The sequence below is a fragment of the Haladaptatus sp. genome, from assembly GCF_049589095.1.
Classification (GTDB): domain Archaea; phylum Halobacteriota; class Halobacteria; order Halobacteriales; family Haladaptataceae; genus Haladaptatus.
On the sequence record NZ_JBAWAC010000474.1, the window covers coordinates 1 to 2,103 of the forward strand.

Annotated in this window: 3 protein-coding genes; all 3 read right to left on the reverse strand. The window is 62.4% G+C overall.

The features are described 5' to 3' along the window. On the reverse strand, positions 1–198 hold a 198-nt coding region (locus tag WBV42_RS14740), incomplete at its 3' end, for an ATP-binding cassette domain-containing protein (protein WP_423986707.1). 140 nt (positions 199–338) lie between these two features. After that, positions 339–740, reverse strand: a complete 402-nt coding sequence (locus WBV42_RS14745; RefSeq protein WP_253233933.1) for a winged helix-turn-helix transcriptional regulator — start codon at positions 738–740, stop codon at positions 339–341. Between the two features lie 277 nt (positions 741–1,017). After that, positions 1,018–2,103: HD domain-containing protein (locus tag WBV42_RS14750; RefSeq protein ID WP_423986708.1), on the reverse strand; the 1,086-nt coding region annotated here is incomplete at its 5' end.

The window sequence follows — 2,103 nt, forward strand, 5'->3', positions numbered from 1 at the left end:
GCCGTTCACCGTCACCGCGCCGTCGGTCGGTCGCAACAGCGTGACGAGCGTTCGAATCGTCGTCGTCTTCCCGGCGCCGTTCGGACCGAGGAAGCCGAAGAACTCGCCCTCCGGAACGCGCATGTCCACGCCGTTGACGGCCTCGGTACCGTCGGGGTAGACGACGTGAACGTCCTCGGCGCGAATCGCGTCGGTCATCTCGGACCCTCCGTCCGCTCTGGTTGGGGTGTAAGGATGTGTTTCATCACGCCCTTTGCTTTCGCTTCTGTAGTCATATACTATGGAGTCAGTAGTAGTGTATCGACTATAGAATCTGTAGTAATGGAACCTTCGGCGATTCAATCGCCATCGCCGTCGAGGTCGTAGACCGACGCCCACTCGTAGAGGTGGATGAAAACCGGCGCGAGACCGTTGGCGGCGTCGGTCGGTTCGTACTCGACTCGCGGCGGTATCTCGTCGTAGGAGTGGCGGGTCAACAGTCCCGCGTCGGTGAGCTCCGAGAGCCGTTTGGAGAGCGTCGTCGGCGACACGTCGAGTCGGTCTTCGAGGTCGGAGAATCGAAGCGGTCCCTCGTTCAAGGAGAAGAGGTGGAGAACGGGGAGGGCGTAGGCACGGCCGAGTAGCGTGAACAGTTCCGCGACCGTCTCCTTTTGCTCGGGTTCCCCGTACTCATCGAGTTCGTCCCGATACCGTCGTCCGCGTTCGATGATCGCCTCCGCGTCCGGAATGCCGTCGTCCATACGGTCGCTACGCATTCGGTAGCCATAGCGTTCTCGCACCTCCCTCGAACCCGAACCCGTTTCGTCCCGACTAGTATCCCCCATTAAGAGATTTCATATAGCGTTATAGGATTTATTCAGAAGCAGCCGCGTAGTACCTCGTTTTCCATCGTTCGAATGGAGACGACGTATATCCGCGGATAGCAGCGTTTCACGGCACCGAGTCATTCGAATGCGAATCGAAAACACAACCGAACTCGGATCCAGCGACCGATCGTAACGGGAAACGTCAACTACGTCAGCGTGCCAGTCCGAGAACCGATTTCGCCGCGCGTTCCACGTCGTCCGTCGCCGCTTCCGGCGCGTACACGCCCAACCGCCACTGCGTACGCTGTGACTCCTGCAATCCCTGCACCAGCGGGGACTGGTCGGCCAGCCGCCTGATTTCGCCGTTGACTACCACCCGACTCGACGATTCGGGCATGCTCGGTTCGCCGGGCGTGTCGAGTAGGACGTGTTCGGGTTCGACTCCGGCCTTCGCGGCGATGTCGCGCTCGAACTTCCGAACCGACTCGTGGCTCGCCGTCACGACGTCGTCCGGGACCGCCCCCCATTCGGCCCACACCGCGCGTTTGAACAGGTTTCGTTCGGCGATTCGGTTCGCGATTGTCGACGTCTCCTCGCAGTTTCGGAGCGCCGCGAGCAGTTCGGCGTCGGTGAATCGCTGGAATCTCTCGGACGTTATCTCCGTCGAATCCAGCAGTCGCTCGCTCGTCCGTTCCAGCATCGCACCAGCGATTCGGGAGACGTGGTGGCGGTAGACGGTGGCGTTCATCAGCGCGCGGGCGACGAGGAGGCTTTCCGCGGTCTGCACGTTTCCGTCCGCCAGCACGAGGTTGCCGTCCGCGAACCGGAGTGCGCTGAGTAGGCGACCGTAATCCACGGTTCCGTAGGGAACGCCGGTGTGGTGAGCGTCGCGCACGAGGTAGTCCATTCGATCCACGTCGAGGTCGCCCGCCACGAGTTGGCCGAGTTCGCCCTCTCCAGCGACGAGTGCGGCGATTTCCTTCGGATCGAGGTCGTGGCGTTCGAGAACGTCCGCGAGGCCGTTTCCGTCGAGCAGGTCCCCGACTTCGTCGTGATGTCTGCCCAGTCGCCGCTCGATGATGTCCTCGGTCTGGTGGCCGTAGGGGCCGTGCCCCACGTCGTGAAGCAAGGCCGCGGCTTGCACCGCCGTCGCTCGGCGGTCGTCGATTCCGAGGCGGTCCACCGCTTGCCCCGCGAGGTGGGTGACGCCGATACTGTGTTCGAACCGCGTGTGGTTCGCCGACGGATACACCAGCCGAACCGTACTCAACTGCTTGATGTGTCGCAAGCGCTGGAC